Source organism: Nocardia sp. NPDC059154, from assembly GCF_042755705.1.
In the GTDB taxonomy this organism is placed as follows: domain Bacteria; phylum Actinomycetota; class Actinomycetes; order Mycobacteriales; family Mycobacteriaceae; genus Nocardia.
Window position 1 is genome coordinate 32,796 of record NZ_JBHZCS010000026.1, and the last position, 14,582, is coordinate 47,377.

Sequence of the window (14,582 nt, forward strand, 5' to 3'; positions counted from 1 at the left end):
GTCGAGTCAGGTTCAGGGGGTCGCTTCCGCTGCCCGAGAAGGCGGGTCGCGTGCCACCACCGTAACCGCTTGTGAAGCCCTGCACAAAGTCGGTGAATTCAGTCACTTTGCGGCGGGCTCCGGCCCCGGCTTCATTCAACCCTCATCAGCGCGAACCCGCCACGCAACACACCGGTGGGAAGGGGTGAAGGAGGCCCGCCGTCACGAACCCCCGAAAAGCCCCTATTGCGCCTTATTTCGCGAGGTCGGCACGCAGTCGCGGCTCGTCCACGTCGAAATAGCTGTGCTCGCGCCCATCCAGTAGCACGACCGGCAACCGGTCGCCGTATTCGGCGCGCAGGCCCGGATCTGTGGCGGCGGCCTCGTCCACGTCCACGGTCGCGACCTCGATGCCGAACTCGGCGCAGATCGGCCGCAATTGTTCCAGTGCCGTGTGGCACAGGCCGCAGCCGCTGCGGGTCAACAGAGTCACAGCATGTGTCGAATCGCTCATAGCCACCATCTAACAACTCTCCGATATGTCGTTCACCGTCTACGTTGCGGCCACCCCCGGGCGTTACTGTGGACTTGTTCGCGCTAACAGGCGGAGGTACTGGTGCCGGAACGTTCGAAAGAGCAGGGGACGGGCTTCATCGCGGGCCGCTTCGGTGAATTCCCGGCGCGCTGGGGTCAGGGCCTGCAGGACCTGCAGGATCAGTTCACCCGCATCACCCGCAGTCCGTTCGGTCCCAGCGAGGAAGAGGTCCGGGCCAACCTGGCCGGCGAGGCCAGCGCCGACGCCGCCATCGCCCTGCACGACGCCGAACTCGCGCTGCGGGACGACGGCATGCCGCCCCTCGCGGTCCCCCGTGACCTCACCGCCGCCGCCTTCTTCGATGTCGACAACACCATGGTGCAGGGCGCGTCCATCGTGCACTTCGCCCGCGGGCTGGCCGCGCGCAAGTACTTCAAGACCTCCGACCTGGTCGATATGGCCTGGAAACAGGTCAAATTCCGGGTCACCGGCAAGGAGAGCCACCAGGATATGGCCTCCGGCAAGGAGAAGGCGCTCTCCTTCATCGCCGGCCGCCCCACCGCCGAACTCGCCGCGCTCGGCGAGGAGATCTACGACGAGATCATCGCCGACAAGATCTGGCCGGGCACCCGGGCGCTGGCCCAGATGCATCTCGACGCGGGCCAGCAGGTGTGGCTGGTCACCGCCACGCCGGTGGAGCTGGCGCAGGTCATCGCCAAGCGGCTGGGCCTGACCGGCGCGCTGGGCACGGTCGCCGAGAGCGAGGACGGCGTGTTCACCGGCCGCCTGGTCGGCGACATCCTGCACGGGCTGGGCAAGGCGCACGCGGTGCGCACCCTGGCCATTCGCGAGGGCCTGAACCTCAAGCGCTGCACCGCCTACAGCGACAGCCACAACGACGTGCCGATGCTCTCGCTGGTCGGCACCGCCGTGGCCATCAACCCGGACGCGGACCTGCGCGAGGTCGCCAAGAACCGCGGCTGGGAGATCCGCGATTTCCGCACCGGCCGCAAGGCCGCGAAAGTCGGTGTGCCCACCGCCCTCGCACTCGGCGCGGCGGGCGGCGCGGCCGCGGCCGTGCTCTCGCGTAAGCGGGAAGCCAAAGCGAGCTAGCTCTCGAGCAGTTTCGCCAGCACATAAAACGACCGGCCCGCTCCATTTCGGAGCGGGCCGGTCGCAAATATGTGCGAAAGAACTAGCCGGTGAACGGATTCCGGCGTTTGATCAGATTCTTGTACAGCGTCCCCTGAATGGTTTCGCGGACCTGATCGGTGACTTCGAACATCGTCATCGGATCATCCGCATCCGCCGGTTCGTATCCGGCGGTCGAAATCGGCTCGCCGAATTCGATGTACCACTTCGACGGGAAGGGAATGGCACCGAGCGGACCCAGATGCGGAAACAGCGGCGTCACCGGGAAATACGGGATACCGAGCAGGCGGGCCAGCGGCTTCAGATCGGCCAGTTTCGGATAGATCTCCTCCGAACCCACAATGGAGCACGGAATGATCGGTACGCCGGTGCGCACCGCCGCCGACACGAAACCGCCACGGCCGAAACGCTGCAGCTTGTACCGGTCCGAATACGGCTTGCCGATGCCCTTGTAGCCCTCGGGGAACACGCCCGCGACTTCGCCCGCGCGCAACAGCCTTTCGGCGTCCGCCGGGCAGGCCAGGGTGTGCCCGGCCTTGCGGGCCAGCCCGCCGACGATCGGCGTCTCGAAGATCAGATCGGCGGCCAGGATGCGCAGCGCCCGCTGCTTGGGGTGCCGGTCGTGCACGGCCAGCTGCAGCATCAGCCCGTCCAGCGGCACCGTGCCCGCGTGATTGGCCACGATGAGCGCGCCGCCCACCTCCGGAATGTTCTCGACGCCCGACACCTCGACCCGGAACCACAGGTCCGACAGCGGGCGCAGCATCGGGAGGATCACCGATTCGAGAAGGTGCTCGTCCAAACCGAATTCGTCGACCTGATAATCGCCGGTCAGGCGGCGGCGCGCGAAGTCGGCGGTGTAGCGGACCCCGTCCGCAACGGTCCCCCGGATCAGGTCGCCCAGCGACTTGGGCTGGCGCGCTTCGGCTTCGGCGAGCCGGTCGGTCAGCGAGGTCACCGGGGTGAGCGCCGGTTCCCCCACCGGCCACGCCCGGGACGGCCGGCTGTGCCGCGTCTCGAAATCCACGTCGTGAAGTCGAATCACCTTCGCTACATCACTCATTGGTGTGCTCCCGTCCCGGCCCCGAGCAGGCCGAGAAGTTTGTTTTCTGCGGCGTCGATCCACGCAGGATCGATCACGGGCCGCAACGCTGCGCCCCCTATGAAGTCGTCGAACGCCTGCACCGTGGTCCAGCGCGGCTGGAAGCCCAGTTCGGTGCGCATCCGGGTGGTGTCCAGACCACACCCGAAATGGAAGTAGTCGATCTGCTCCGCGGTGAACTCCCGCATGACCGGGCCCATCACGGTCCGCCCGACGGTGCGGAAAACCGCGTACGGGACCGGCAATTCGACCCGCCCGGCCCGGCGGATCGCCTGCGACAGCGCCATCGCGCCGTCACCTGCCACATTGTAGGTCCCGCCCGGAGCCGTCATGGCCCCGTGGACAAGGGCGGCGATGCCGTCCTCCTCGTGCAGCAGCTGCATGCGCGGATCACGCCCGAGGATGGTCGGGGTGATCGGCGAACGGAAATACTGCACACCGCGTTTGGCCAGCTGCGGCCCCACGATCGGCGGAAAGCGCAGAATCGCCGCCGAGATATCCGGCCGCCGCCGGGCCAGCCCGCGGACGAAGCCCTCCACCTCGATCATGTCCCGGGCGAACCAGCCGCGCGGCGGCGTACGCGCGCTCATTTCCTCGGTGAATTTCACCGGGTCCTTGGCGCTGCACCCGTAGACGGCGGAGGAGGACCGCACCACCACCCGCCGCACGCTGGAAGCCTTGCGGCACACCGCGAACAACTGCATGGCGCCGAGGACGTTCATGTCCTTCATGGCGGCCCGGCCGCCACCCGAGGGCGGGCGCGACAGTGCCGCGGGATGCACCACCGTATCCACCTGATTTCCGTCGATAACCTTGCGGATCAACGGATTACGAATATCGGCGCGCACGAATTCGGCGCGGCCCATACGGCGCAGCAGCTCCCGGCTGGGCTGTTTCGCGTCCACGGCGATGATGCGTTCGACGGCCGGGTCGGCCGCCAGCCGGGCCACCACATTGCCGCCGAAGAACCGGCTCGCACCGGTCACCATCACCACCCTGGGCGCCTGCCCATCCCGAGTCCCTGCCACTCCGGATCCCACTCGCAGCCCCCATGTCTTGAAATATCGCCGCTGTGTTATTCCCGCGCTCCCAGAGTAACCGGCGAGTAGGGACCATCCGAAGGGTATTAACCAGGATCTAACGATGACTTCAATCACCTGTGAAAAACGAAAGCCCGTCACCTGAGGTGACGGGCTTCCAGCTACGACACAGCGGCTTACTTGCCGAGTTTGCGCCGCTGAACACGCGTGCGGCGAAGCAGCTTGCGGTGCTTCTTCTTCGACATGCGCTTGCGGCGCTTCTTGATCACAGAACCCATAGGGTTGTTCCTCGCGTTCTCTCGGGTCATCCCCGCTTCCGCGGGGTGCACACTGTCTGACCCTGCACAGTCCCTACCCGATACGGGCCGAATGGACCCGGCGGCACCACCGGCACGTACAGGATGCCGGTCCATGCTACCGGGCCACTCTCCGGCGAACGAAACGGGTGGCCGATCGGTTATCCGGGTGTACTACCCCGCGTCGAAGTAGGACGTCTCCAGATAGTCGTGCACCGCCTTGGCGTGTACCCGGAAGGAACGCCCCACCCGCACCGCGGGCAGCTCTCCCGAATGCACCAACCGGTACACCGTCATTTTGGATACCCGCATCAGATTCGCGACCTCGGCGACGGTGAGGAACTGAGTTCCTCCGCCGATGACGGATCCTGCATTGATTGGGCTGTTTCCGGACCTCGCTTGGCTGTTTCCAGACATCATTGCGCCACTGACCTCCGGCACGTCCGCGCCGCCGGCTTCCCCACCGGCGGAACAGACACGCACGTGCTCCTTGAAGCTTAGCGGGACCAGTGGGATTGCTGCGACGGGTGTGAGAAATCAGCCTTTGCTGTGGCGAGTCGGCCTTCGGCAGCAAACTAGCAACCGAGCAGTATTTGAATGCGGGGAGCGCACTCGCCGCACCATCAACGTTAGTCCGCGATCACGCCGAGTTCGGCGGAACGGCGTTTTGCGGCGTCCAATGCATCGTGGAAAGCCGAGCGCACCGCACCCCGCTCCAGCGCCCGCAGGCCCGCCGCGGTGGTGCCCGCGGGCGAGGTGACGGCCGCGCGCAATTCCGGAGCAGACTGTCCCGACTCCTCGAGCAGGGCCGCCGAACCGAGCATCGTCTGCGTCACCAGCTGGGCGGCCACATCGCGGCTCAGACCCAGGCCCACCGAGGCGTCGATCATGGCCTCGACGATCAGGAAGAAGTACGCCGGGCCCGAACCCGACACCGCGGTGACGGCATCCATCTGCGATTCGGCGACCGTCACCACCTTGCCCACCGACTCCAGCATCTCGGTGACCAGGGCCAGCTGCTCCTTGCGGGCGTAGCGGCCGGGCGCGATGGCGCTCATGCCCTGGCCCACCAGCATCGGCGTGTTCGACATGACCCGCACGACCGGGAAGCCGGCGGGCAGCCGGGACTCCATGCGCGCGGTCGGCACGCCGGCGGCCAGCGACACCAGCACCTGATCGTGGTCGTCGCCCAGTTCGGCCTTGCCCAGCTCGGCGACCACGGCGTCCACATCGTTCGGCTTCACCGCGATCACGATGAGATCCGCGGACTTGGCGGCATCGGCGATGTCGTCGGTGGCGCGAATCCCGAACCGGTCGGCCAGCATTTCGGCCCGCGCCGGCACCGGCTCCACCACGACCAGATCCTTGTTCGCCCGCCCGGACTCGAGCAGACCGGCGATCAACGCCTCCCCGATCCGACCCCCACCGATAACCGCAATCCTCGTCATGAGGATCAAGGCTAGCTGTCCCGCCTATACGGGCCTTCAGCGCACAGCCGAGGAGCGTTGGCCTTGGGAACCCGTGCCGGCGGGGTCAGCGGGGTTGAGGGATGAGGGCTAGTTGGCGACTCTGGGCGACGATGGCGCCCGTCGAGTCGACGACGAGTTGGTCCTCGTCGAACATGCGGTTGCCGACCTCGCGGCTGTGGGCGATGACGCGGAGCCAGCCGGGGGCCGGGCGGCGGCGCAGGTAGGTGGTGAGCTGAACCGTGGGGGCCCAGCCGAAGTGGCCGAGGTTCATGGGGACCGGGGGGCTCATGTCGGCGGCCATCAGGGCGAAGAAGGCGGCGACGTCGGGGTCCTGTTCGTCGCCCTCGAAGGGGCGGATCCAGAGACGCAGGCGCGGTTCGGATTTCTCGCCGGCGAGGAAGCGGGCCCAGGCCGGGTCGATGGCGACCGAGGAGCCCTGGGCGACGTGGACGATCTTGCCCATGGGGTTGCGCTCGTCGTAGGCGAGGGCGTCGGCGGGCGGTTCCGCGGGCATGTCGCCGGCGTGGTCGACGGCGTACTGCGGGACGGCGTCGTCGAGGTGGCCGAAGGTGAAGGCGGTGTGCACCAGGGTGCGGCCGTCCTGGATCAGGCCGGCGTCGATGAGGGCGATCTGGCGGCCCAGCTTGCGGGTGCGGACCTCGTACTCGACCTCCCCGGGGACGGGTGCGCCGAGGAAGTCGGTGCTGGCCGAGATGGGGAACATGGCGGCCTGCGTGGGCGCGGTGCGGCGCAGCCATTCGGTGGCGGCGGCCGCGCTGCCGGCGACCATGGTGCCGCCGTGCAGTTTGTCGCCGATGGTCCAGGTGGGTTCGATCAGGCCCGCGTAGCGGCCGAGCCCGGGAGTCTCCGCCTCGACCTCGGTCAGCGCGCAGACGCGGCTGAACGGCGCGTTCGCCAGTTCGCTCGCCGATTCGAGATCGACGGTCAACTCCGTTGTCATCCGCTGTCCTTCCACTGTCGCGGTTTGTACAGCGTAAACGGACGGTCGGATCTTTCCGCCCCAGCGGTGGGATGAATCACGCAACCCCCGCCGAGGCTCTCAGCCGCGGTGGGCGACGGTCGGTTCGGGGGTGGGCGCGGGGGTGAAGGGGTTGAGGTGGGTGCGGGCGAAGGTGAGCGCCCGGTTGAGCATGGCGGCCCGGTCCATGGTGGTGCGGGCCATCTGGGTGTTCACCTCGATGACGGCCTGGCCGTCGAAACCGTTGTGTACCAGCATGTCGCAGAGTTCGGCCACCGGCTGGGTGCCCTCGCCCGGGATCAGGTGCTCGTCGGTGGCGGCGCCGCGGCCGTCGGCCAGGTGCAGGTGGGTGAGACCGGAACCCATGCGGCCCGCCAGGACGCGCGGATCCATGCCCGCGGTGGCGGTATGCGAGGTGTCGAGGGTGTAGTGCCGGAAGCCGACGTCGGTGGGGTCGAAGGAGGGGCTGAAGGTGGTGATGGAGGGGCCGGGGCCGCCGCGGCGCTGCAGCCGCTCGATCGAGCTGCCGCGGAACAGGGTGTCGGCGCGCATCGGGAACATGTTCTCCACGGCCACCGCAACCGGGCTCGAATTCTCCAGTTCGGCAACCTGTTTCGCGAAGCCGTCGGCGTAGCGGCGCTGCCAGCGGAAGGGCGGGTGCACCACCACGGTGGCCGCGCCCAGCGCCTCGGCGGTGTGCACGCTGCGGGTGAGTTTCGCGATCGGGTCCGACCCCCAGACCCGTTGCGAGATCAGCAGGCACGGGGCGTGCACGGCCAGCACCGGCACATCGTATTTGTGCGCGAAATGCTGCACGGTCGAAATGGACTGGCTGGCGGGCTCGGCCCACACCATGAGTTCCACGCCGTCGTATCCGAGTTCGGCCGCATAGCGGAAGGCGGCCTCGGTGTTCTCCGGATACACCGATGCGGTCGAGAGCCCGACCCGGACTTCCTTTCGCCCCGCCCGGTCCTCGGTGCTCGCCCCCTGCGCTTGCACGATGTTCCCCACTGCTGCTCCCTGCTCAGTTCGTACTGAGTAGAAAGGCTAGCGGTCCGAGCGTCACGAAGACGCCTACGACGACGGCAATCACAGTGCTGAAGATGTCATCGGTGCGGCGCAGCACCCGCACCAGGGCGACCAGGCCGAGAATCACGATCATGGCCAGGGCCAGGGCCACCCACGGGAGCATTTCCCACATGCGTTCGAAGCCCTTGAACAGCAACATGCCCGCGACCGCGGCGCCCACACTCTGGCCCGCGATCATCAGCCATTGCCGGCGGTGCTCATCGTCGTCGGAGCGGGCCGCCGCACGCGAGCGGGCCGGGGCGCCGCGGGTGCTCCTGCTCTTGCTCTTGCGGGCGAAGGAGCCGGCCTTCTGCGTGAGCGCGGAAAGCCGTCCGCCCAGCGACGTCTCGGGCTCGTCGTCGTCATAGTCGTCGTAGTCGTCGAACGGCTCGTAGAAATCGGTGAGGTGGTCGTCGGGCTCCGGCTCGGGCGCCACCGCACGGCCGCGCCCGCCGCCGGGACGTTTGCCGGCATTTCGCGAATTCCGTTCCGCGCGTTGATCGTCGCGCTGCTGGGCGTCGCGGAGCAGATCACCTGCCACCGATTCCCCGGAGAGCAGCTGCTGATCGGAGTGGGCCAGCGACGACCACGCGGCGGTCGGCACCGCGGCCTGATCCTGGCGGTCGCGGACGGGTTCGGCGTCGGGTCGTCGGTGCGCGGACCATTCCGGAAGTCCGTTGGCCGCGCCGTGGTCGACGCCGCCGCGGCGGTCGACGGCCGGGCCCTGGGGGGCATTCTGGACCTGCGATTCCGCGTGCCGGCGCGCCGAGCGCGACATGGGCGGCGCGGCGGGCGCGGCCTGCGGCGGCTCGAAGGGCGGCCGATCCTGCCCGGGGGTGCGCGGTAGCGGTTCGGGTCCCGGCACCGGCGACCACGCGGGGGCGGCCGGCTGGAACTGGGTGCGGGCAGGGTCACCGAAGGGCGGCTGATCGTCGTACGGCGGCCGGTCGTCGAAGGGCTGGCGGACCGCGGGATTGAACTGGGTGCGTGCGGCCCCGTCGGCGGGCTGGCCGGTATCGCCGCGGAACGGACGCACCTCGTCGGTGTTCTCGTCGTCCGGGTCGTAGCGGCGCCGGCGACCGCCCTCGCGCGGCGCGGCGGGCGGGGCGGGAGGTTCGATGCCCGGCAACCGGCCCAGCGCGACATCGGAGTCCAGCGGGTCCGGCTTGCGGCGGCGGCCGCCGCTCGGGCGGGCCTCCGGTAGCGGGTTCTCGGTCGGCGGCCAGTCCAGACCGGCGGACCAGTCCTGGGACGGCTCCGGTAGGGACGGCGGCTGCGGGGCGGGGGCCAGCGGGTCGTAGTACGAGATCGGCCCGGAGAGCGGCGAATACGCGGGGTCCGGATCGGGTACCGCGTCGTACTGTGAATAGTCCGGCTTGCCCGATGCGGCGGCTACCAGGTCCGAATAATCCGGAAAGCTCGAATAATCAGGATGATTCGAGAAGTTCGAAGAGTTTGAATAGTCCGATTCGATCGGGGCGGGCTCGGCCACGTCCTCGTCCGGCACGGCGTGTGAGGACGATCCCGCGCTCACCACCGGAATATCACCGGTCAGTTCCGCGACGGAAATGCCACGGCCGCTTCGACGTCTGCGCCCGCCGCCGCCGGCGGGGGCCCCACTCTGCTGGCCGTTCCGCGCCAGTAGCTCGGCGACGGACAGCTGGCTTGAATCCTCGGTCATCGAGACACCGTTTCGATCGGGCCCGACAGGCCGCTGTCGGGGCCGCCGGTAATCGGTTCGCTATCCAGGTCGGTATCCAGTTTGCGCAAGATCAATCCCTCTCGCAGTGCCCAGGGACAGATTTCGAGCGTGTCCAGGGACAGAGCCCGCATACTCGCCTCCGCGACCAGCGCACCGGCCACCAGTTGCTGTGACCGATCAGAACTTACGCCTTCCAATTCTGCCCGGTCGGCGGCCGTCATTCTCGATATGAACGCAATCAGCTGCCGCAGGCCGGAACTGGTGAGAGTACGCCGCACCCGGGGTCCCGCAACAGAGGGGGCGGCGCCGGTCAGCCGGGCCAGCGAGCGGAAGGTCTTGGAGGTGCCCACCGCCAGATCCGGGCGGCCCACCTCGAGCAGCTGCTTGCTGGGCAGTACGAGCTCGGCGTCGAGCCAGTCGCGCAGCACCGCGACCCGGCGCTTGCCCGGCGGATCGTGGCGCAGCCAGTCGCGGGTCAGCCGGCCTGCGCCCAGTTGCAGCGACAACGCCACATCCGGCACCTCGTCCGCGCCGTTGCTCATCTCGAGCGAGCCGCCGCCGATGTCCAGATTCAGCATCCGCCCGGCGCTCCAGCCGTACCAGCGCCGCACGGCGAGAAAGGTGTGTCGAGCCTCATCGACACCGGTGAGCACCTTCAGATTGACTCCGGTCTCGCGCCGCACCCGGGCCAGCACCTCGTCGGAGTTGGTGGCCTCGCGGACTGCGGAGGTGGCGAACGCCATCAGCTCCACGCAGCCGGAAGTCTTTGCGATACTTGCGAATTCGGCTACCGTCGCGGTCAGCCGCGCGGCGCCCGCGGACGTGATCCGGCCCTGGTCGTCCATGTTCTCGGACAGCCGCAGCGCCGACTTCGTCGAACTCATAGGCATCGGGTGTCCACCACGATGCGCGTCCACCACGAGCAGGTGGACGGTATTGCTTCCCACATCGAGTACACCGAGACGCACAAGAACACGGTACTGGGTGCGTCAGGACTTCTGGCCAGGCGACTGAGCTGTTAGCGTTCCGCATTGTGACGGCAGGTGCATCGGCGAGCGGACCGACCGGGCTGCGACCAGCGGCGAAGATCGACCCGGCGCCCGAAGTTGAACTCGACTTCCCGCGGGAGTGGATCGAATTCGTCGATCCAGCAAATGATGAGCATTTGATCGCGGCCGATCTGACCTGGCTGCTCTCGCGCTGGACCTGCGTTTTCGGCACCCCGGCATGCCAGGGCATCATCGACGGCCGGGAGAACGACGGCTGCTGCTCGCACGGCGCGTTCCTCTCCGACGAGGAGGACGGCAAGAAGCTGCACCAGGCTGTGAAAATGCTCACACCCGAGGACTGGCAGCTGATGGACAAGGCCGTCGACGAGAAGGGCCGGGTCCGCAAGAAGCTGTATCTGGAAGAGGACGACCTCGACGACGAGCCCGCCCTGCGCACCCGGCGAGTGGACGGCGCCTGCATCTTCCTCAACCGGCCCGGCTTCGCCGAGGGCATCGGCTGCGCGCTGCACACCATGGCGCTGCGCAAGGGCCTGGAGCCGCTCACCGTGAAGCCGGAAGTGTGCTGGCAGCTGCCCATCCGCCGCACCCAGGAATGGGTTGACCGGCCGGACGGGGTGGAGATCCTGCGCACCGTGATCACCGAGTACGACCGCCGTGGCTGGGGGCCCGGCGGCCTGGATCTGAACTGGTACTGCACCGGTTCGCCGGATGCGCACGTCGGCACTCGCCCGGTGTGGGAGGCTTACGCACCCGAGCTGATCGAGCTGATCGGCCAGCCCGCCTACGACGAGCTGGCGCAGCACTGCAAACGCCGTCAGGGACTGGGCATCGTGGCGGTGCATCCGGCCACGGCCATCGCGGAGGAGAAGGCCGCCGAGTCCGCGAAGCGGGAGGCCGAGTCCGCGAAGCGGGAGGCCGCGTCCGCGAAGAAGGCAGCCCGGAAGGCGAAGCCCGCGCAGCAATAGCGGAGAACTAGCCAGTAATTTTCTGAAATTACCCAATTTCACATTGCCCCTCCCTTACTGTGCGACGGACCCCTACCCACATGGGTCGCAGCACAGGAGTACGCATAGTGAGCAAAATCCGCTTGGGCGGCCGACATCTCGGCATCGGTCTCGCCGGGCTGGCCATCGCGACGGGCGCAGTCACCGTTCTGGCCACACACGAAGCCCCCGCCGCCCACGCCTCGGTCGACTCGGTCTCCATCTCGGGATCGAACTGGACCGTCGGCACCAGCTACACCCTCAGCGCCAACCTCTCCGGCGCCTCGGTCGGCCTGCTCGTCTACTGGAGTGACAACGGCAGCAGCCTGACCCCGGTCGGCAAGGTCCCGTGGCCCCCCGGCCACGCCAGCCTCGACTGGACCCCCAAGACCCCCGGGCAGCACGTCATCACGTGCTCGCAGGGCAGCACCACCCAGACGCTGATCGTGAACGTCGGCGACGGCACCACCACCACGACCGTCCCGCCGACCACCACCACAACGGTCCCGCCGACCACCACGACCACGGTCCCGCCGACCACCACAACGGTGCCGCCGACCACGACCACCACGGTCCCGCCCACCACCACCACTGAATCGCCGACGACCACGACGGTGCCGCCGACCACCACGACCGAACCGCCCACCACCACAACGGTTCCGCCGACCACCACGACCGAACCGCCCACCACCACAACGGTTCCGCCGACGACGACCACGGCACCGCCGACCACCACCACCGAACCGCCCACCACCACAACGGTTCCCCCGACCACCACGACCACCCCCGGCGGCGGTGGCAGCGGCGGCACCGGCAGCGCCAACGGGCTGCCCTTCGGTCTCTGATGGAGACCAATTCCCCTGAAATCCAGGAGTTTTCATGAGAATCACCCCCATGGGGCGCAGCCTCGGCGCGGGTCTGGCCGGGCTGGCCATCGCGACCGGCGCGGTCACCGTCCTGACCACCCATGAGGCCCCGGCCGCGCACGCCAGCGTCGACTCGGTCTCCATCTCGGGATCGAACTGGACCGTCGGCACCAGCTACACCCTCAGCGCCAACCTCTCCGGCGCGTCGATCGGCCTGCTCGTCTACTGGAGTGACAACGGCAGCAGCCTGACCCCGGTCGGCAAGGTCCCGTGGCCCCCCGGCCACGCCAGCCTCGACTGGACCCCGAGCACCCCGGGCCAGCACATCATCACCTGCTCGCAGGGCAGCACCACCCAGACCCTGATCGTGAACGTCGGCGACGGCACCACCACCACCACCACGACCACGACCACGGTGCCGCCGACCACCACCACGACGGTCCCGCCGACCACCACGACCACGGTCCCGCCGACCACCACAACGGTGCCGCCGACCACGACCACCACGGTCCCGACCACCAGCACCACGGTCCCGCCGACCACCACGACGTCGCCGGGCAACAGCGGCAGCAGCGGCGGCGGCACCGGCAGCGCCAATGGCCTGCCCTTCGGGCTCTGATCCGATTCCCACCCCAATTCCCTTGGGGCACACCATGAGAAGCACAGGAGTACCCATGCGCAGCAAACCTTCGGGCCGCGTGATCGGGGCCGGGCTGGCCGGCGTCACGGTGGCGGCTGCCGCCGCGGTTGCGGTGGCCATGTCGCCGACCGCGAGCGCCACCGTCGACGTGATCACCATTTCCAGCGCCACGCCCACCGTCGGCGGCGACTACACCCTGCACGCGTCCCTGTCGGGCGCGTCGGTCGGCCTGCTCATCTACTGGAGCGACAACGGCGCCGGCCTGACTCCGGCCGGCAAGGTCCCGTGGCCGCCGGGTGAGGCCAGCCTCGACTGGTCGCCGTCCACCCCGGGCCAGCACATCATCACGGCCTCGCAGGGCAACAGCACCCAGACCCTGGTCGTGAATGTCGGCAGCGGTTCCGGTGGCACAACCACGACCACGCCGCCGACCACGACCACCACCACGCCGCCCACCAGCAACCCGACCACCACCACGCCGGGCAGCGGCGGCACTGGCAGCAATGGCACGGGCAGCGCGAGCGGCAGCGCGGGCACCCTGGTCGGCGGACTGCTGCGCGGGCTGTTCGGCAGCAGCTAGCAACCACCCGATTCGGGTACGGCGTGGCGGGTTTTCCGGTGGGGCCCGTCACGCCCACCAGTACCAAGCGGACGCTTGCTTGATTATTTTTTCGAAATAGCCACGCTTCACACATTCGGTCACTTAGGGTGCGGAAGCCCGCACATCTCCCCGTGGGGCAGCACAGGAGAGCAACACATGCGCAACACACCACCGAGGATCCGCGCGCGCCGAGCCGGCGTGGGGATCGCCGGCTTCGCCGCCCTCGCCGCCGCGGCCGTGGTCGCGGCCCCCGCGTCCCTGGCCGCGGTCGACACGGTCAGCATCGACCAGACGAACCCGGTGGTCGACAAGGCGTACACCATCTCGGCCACCCTCAGCGGCGCCTCGATCGGCCTGCTCGTGTACTTCAGCGACAACGGCAACGAGATCGGCCCGCCCAAGATCCCGTCCCCGCCCGGACACGCCTCGATCAGCTGGCGGCCCACCACCAGCGGACAGCACATCATCACCGCGTCCCAGGGCCCCAACAGCCAGTCGATCGTCGTGCAGGTGGCCGACGCACCGCTCGGCTCGGGCTCCAGCAGCAGCGGCAGCGGCTTCGGGCCCGCCGGTCCGCTCGGCAGCGGCAGCAGCGGCACCACGCCGAACTAGTAAGCGAGACAGGACTTTCCGCATGAGCAGCATTCGCGCATCGAGATCAGCCCGCCGGATCGCCGCGGGCGTCGCGGGTCTCGCGACCACCGCCGCCGTGGCCGTGCTGGCCGCGCCGCAAGCCGCCGCCACAGTCGACTCGGTCGCCATCTCCGGCACGGCCCCGTACACGATCAACACCAGCTACACCCTCACCGCGAACCTCAGCGGGGCTGGCATCGGCCTGCTGGTCTACTGGTCGGACAACGGCGCCAGCCTCACCAATGGCGTGGGCATCGTGCCGTGGCCGGTCGGTTACTCCCACGTCGACTGGAAGCCCACCACCGCGGGCCAGCACATGATCACCGCCTCGCAGGGCGGCAACACCAAGACCGTCATCGTGAACGTGACCGATCCGTCCCAGCCGGGCGGTGGCGGTGGCGGCGCCGGCGGTGGCGGCGGGACCGGCAGCGCGGGTTCGGCGCTTGGCGGCCTGCTCGGCGGGCTGACCGGCAGCGCGGGCTCGTAGTCCGCACCGGTTTCGTGCCCGCTGTCACATCGCGGCGGGC

17 protein-coding genes are annotated in these 14,582 nt (G+C 68.7%); 7 read left to right on the forward strand and 10 right to left on the reverse strand.

Features of this window, described 5'->3' with window-relative positions; translation table 11 throughout:
* Positions 1-232: 232 nt before the first annotated feature.
* Positions 233-493 carry a glutaredoxin family protein gene (locus ACFXN1_RS22730; RefSeq protein ID WP_354846896.1) on the reverse strand — a complete coding sequence of 87 codons (261 nt, stop codon included), beginning with the start codon at positions 491-493 and terminating at the stop codon, positions 233-235.
* A gap of 183 nt (positions 494-676) precedes the next feature.
* Between ACFXN1_RS22730 and ACFXN1_RS22735 the strand changes: the two genes are divergently transcribed.
* Positions 677-1,627, forward strand: coding sequence for an HAD family hydrolase (locus ACFXN1_RS22735; protein WP_379399604.1), 951 nt, complete (start codon positions 677-679; stop codon positions 1,625-1,627).
* Positions 1,628-1,709: 82 nt separating this feature from the next.
* Here the strand turns inward: ACFXN1_RS22735 and ACFXN1_RS22740 are convergent, their stop codons facing one another.
* The 9 genes from ACFXN1_RS22740 to ACFXN1_RS22780 all read right to left on the reverse strand — a co-directional run bounded on the left by ACFXN1_RS22740 (position 1,710) and on the right by ACFXN1_RS22780 (position 10,290).
* A complete protein-coding gene (locus tag ACFXN1_RS22740; protein WP_379438185.1) occupies positions 1,710-2,729 on the reverse strand; it encodes a lysophospholipid acyltransferase family protein in 1,020 nt (339 codons plus the stop codon).
* On the reverse strand, positions 2,726-3,757 hold the full coding sequence (locus ACFXN1_RS22745) for an NAD-dependent epimerase/dehydratase family protein (RefSeq protein ID WP_379399605.1): 1,032 nt from the start codon (positions 3,755-3,757) through the stop codon (positions 2,726-2,728). The genes ACFXN1_RS22740 and ACFXN1_RS22745 overlap by 4 nt, the downstream gene beginning before the upstream one ends.
* Before the next feature lie 227 nt (positions 3,758-3,984).
* Positions 3,985-4,086, reverse strand: coding sequence for a 30S ribosomal protein bS22 (locus ACFXN1_RS22750; RefSeq protein WP_003402602.1), 102 nt, complete (start codon positions 4,084-4,086; stop codon positions 3,985-3,987).
* 192 nt (positions 4,087-4,278) lie between these two features.
* Positions 4,279-4,521 (reverse strand): helix-turn-helix domain-containing protein, encoded by a 243-nt coding sequence (locus ACFXN1_RS22755; protein ID WP_045437601.1) that lies wholly within the window; start codon positions 4,519-4,521, stop codon positions 4,279-4,281.
* A 212-nt stretch (positions 4,522-4,733) separates the two neighbouring features.
* A complete protein-coding gene (proC, locus tag ACFXN1_RS22760; RefSeq protein WP_379399553.1) occupies positions 4,734-5,552 on the reverse strand; it encodes a pyrroline-5-carboxylate reductase in 819 nt (272 codons plus the stop codon).
* An 85-nt stretch (positions 5,553-5,637) separates the two neighbouring features.
* Entirely contained in the window at positions 5,638-6,534 is an 897-nt protein-coding gene (locus ACFXN1_RS22765; protein WP_379438183.1) for a thioesterase family protein, read from the reverse strand.
* 99 nt (positions 6,535-6,633) lie between these two features.
* A complete protein-coding gene (locus ACFXN1_RS22770) occupies positions 6,634-7,554 on the reverse strand; it encodes a sugar phosphate isomerase/epimerase family protein (RefSeq protein WP_379399606.1) in 921 nt (306 codons plus the stop codon).
* A 22-nt stretch (positions 7,555-7,576) separates the two neighbouring features.
* Positions 7,577-9,301, reverse strand: a complete 1,725-nt coding sequence (locus ACFXN1_RS22775) for a hypothetical protein (protein WP_379438182.1) — start codon at positions 9,299-9,301, stop codon at positions 7,577-7,579.
* On the reverse strand, positions 9,298-10,290 hold the full coding sequence (locus ACFXN1_RS22780; RefSeq protein ID WP_379389230.1) for a hypothetical protein: 993 nt from the start codon (positions 10,288-10,290) through the stop codon (positions 9,298-9,300). Before ACFXN1_RS22780 ends, ACFXN1_RS22775 begins: the two co-directional genes overlap by 4 nt.
* A 65-nt stretch (positions 10,291-10,355) precedes the next feature.
* On the opposite strand from ACFXN1_RS22780, the gene ACFXN1_RS22785 reads away from it, so the two are divergent.
* The 6 genes from ACFXN1_RS22785 to ACFXN1_RS22810 all read left to right on the forward strand — a co-directional run bounded on the left by ACFXN1_RS22785 (position 10,356) and on the right by ACFXN1_RS22810 (position 14,542).
* Positions 10,356-11,297 carry a hypothetical protein gene (locus tag ACFXN1_RS22785; RefSeq protein WP_379438180.1) on the forward strand — a complete coding sequence of 314 codons (942 nt, stop codon included), beginning with the start codon at positions 10,356-10,358 and terminating at the stop codon, positions 11,295-11,297.
* A gap of 107 nt (positions 11,298-11,404) precedes the next feature.
* The gene (locus ACFXN1_RS22790) at positions 11,405-12,160 is read left to right on the forward strand and encodes a hypothetical protein (protein WP_379438179.1); all 756 of its coding nucleotides are present in this window, start codon (positions 11,405-11,407) and stop codon (positions 12,158-12,160) included.
* Between the two features lie 34 nt (positions 12,161-12,194).
* Positions 12,195-12,800 carry a hypothetical protein gene (locus ACFXN1_RS22795; RefSeq protein ID WP_379438177.1) on the forward strand — a complete coding sequence of 202 codons (606 nt, stop codon included), beginning with the start codon at positions 12,195-12,197 and terminating at the stop codon, positions 12,798-12,800.
* Between the two features lie 55 nt (positions 12,801-12,855).
* Positions 12,856-13,401 carry a hypothetical protein gene (locus tag ACFXN1_RS22800; RefSeq protein WP_379399559.1) on the forward strand — a complete coding sequence of 182 codons (546 nt, stop codon included), beginning with the start codon at positions 12,856-12,858 and terminating at the stop codon, positions 13,399-13,401.
* 177 nt (positions 13,402-13,578) lie between these two features.
* On the forward strand, positions 13,579-14,034 hold the full coding sequence (locus tag ACFXN1_RS22805) for an Ig-like domain-containing protein (protein WP_379438176.1): 456 nt from the start codon (positions 13,579-13,581) through the stop codon (positions 14,032-14,034).
* Positions 14,035-14,056: 22 nt separating this feature from the next.
* Positions 14,057-14,542 (forward strand): hypothetical protein, encoded by a 486-nt coding sequence (locus ACFXN1_RS22810; protein WP_379438174.1) that lies wholly within the window; start codon positions 14,057-14,059, stop codon positions 14,540-14,542.
* Positions 14,543-14,582: the final 40 nt, after the last annotated feature.